The sequence below is a fragment of the Chimaeribacter californicus genome (genome assembly GCF_002858675.1).
Taxonomy (GTDB): Bacteria; Pseudomonadota; Gammaproteobacteria; order Enterobacterales; family Enterobacteriaceae; genus Chimaeribacter; species Chimaeribacter californicus.
Window position 1 is genome coordinate 1 of sequence record NZ_PJZF01000061.1, and the last position, 1,572, is coordinate 1,572.

2 protein-coding genes are annotated in these 1,572 nt (G+C 53.8%); both read right to left on the reverse strand.

Features of this window, described 5'->3' with window-relative positions; translation table 11 throughout:
- Window positions 1-413: hypothetical protein (locus tag CYR55_RS22745; protein WP_206604064.1), on the reverse strand; the 413-nt coding region annotated here is incomplete at its 3' end.
- 199 nt (window positions 414-612) lie between these two features.
- Complete coding sequence (locus CYR55_RS22750; protein WP_165699654.1) at window positions 613-1,398, reverse strand: cytidylyltransferase domain-containing protein; 786 nt, start codon at window positions 1,396-1,398, stop codon at window positions 613-615.
- Window positions 1,399-1,572 lie beyond the last annotated feature (174 nt).

Below are 1,572 nucleotides of genomic sequence, written 5' to 3' on the forward strand. Positions count from 1 at the left end.
GCCGGCCGGCGCAGTAGCGCCATTGGGTTTGGCACGGCCAAGTCCTCAACATCAGGCATAAACTCGGCCTCTGGCTCCTCATCTGGGGTCACGTCTTCCAGTGGTTCAAGGATCAGCGCGGGTACTTCAGGCTCTACCTGGTGCTGCCTGGTGCATTCTGCCTTTACCGGTGCGGCATGGACTGAAGGCTCGGCCTGCTGGGCTTTAACCTCTTCTTTTGGTACCGGTGCGGCCGGCGCTGCCGGCGCCGGTGCAGTCTGCGCGACCATGTTCAACAAGGCGAGAAAGTTAAAGCCCTCAGCGGCCTGTAATGAGTGTCCTGTCATCACATTAAACATTGTGACAGCACGCTCCATTACGTCTTGTGGCGGGGCGTTATCACCATTTGAGCTAAAAATAGTATTCATGTTCATGCATTTGCGCTTCCTGAAGGCTCATTTTGAGCAGGCGGAAATGTACAGGAATCATTTTGGGGGTACAATACTAAATAATCGGTCTATCCGATGATTTTTCATCCTTAATGTTTAGTAAAATTAACTAATGACCTGTGATTCCTGCAATTGTTACCAAAAAACCGTTTTCATACGGTTCATGATTAAGCTTAGAAAAGGCCTAGCCAATTACCAACGACAAGCGTTTCGTAAGCCTTTCAATATCTTTAATATCATGAATTGATAGATTTCCCATATGGGATAGTTGGACAACCTGTATGCTGCCGCCGTTCCATAGCAGGCGAATTTGCTCAAGATCTTCAAAATATTCAGGGGGACAGACACCCCATTGCGCATAGGCGGTAAGCACACTGAGACGAAAAGCGTATACCTGCACCTGCCGCAGCCTGTATTTGTGATTAATCGCCGTCGGTATGGCCATCCTTCCTGGCATAACCGGAGCACTGGCACGCGAGAAATACATCGCCCGGTTGTGCTTATCGGTGATCACTTTTACAACCCGGGGGTCATACCCCTGCATCAGGTTCATCCCCTGCACGCCAATCGTCGCTACATCCGCGCACGACCCGCTAAACTCCCCCACCAGCTCCCTGATCGTTTTACCGAAAACCAACGGCTCGTTTGCCGGCAGACTAACAATCACCGTGGCCTCATCCACCAGCCCCTTTTGCAGCAGCTGTGCCGCCGCATCAGCAACCCGCTCCATATCGTTTGACCACCCTTTCGTTAGCAATGCCTGTGCGCCATCCTGCTGCGCCTGGTGCGCTATATCAGCGTCATCCGTCGCTACTAAGACGCCGCTAGCCCCGGACTCCTGCGCCTGCTGGATGGTGTAAAACAGCACTGGCTTGCCGCAGGCGAAGGCCAGGGGATCAAATTCGCCGTGCACCTGGGGGCGACAGGCAGGGATAATGACGACAAAGCGCGCCGGACGGGACTGAGACATTGGGAAGCTCCAGGGAAAAGGCTGCCGGTTGCCGGCAGCCGATAGCATTAAGCTGAGGTACTTTCAGGGAAGTCGAAGGCAAAGGCGCTCTGATCGGCCTTGTCTGCGCGGCGCACGGCGCTGCCCAGGGCTTCAATGGCATTCTTGGCCACAACCCACAGAGAGCCATAAAGC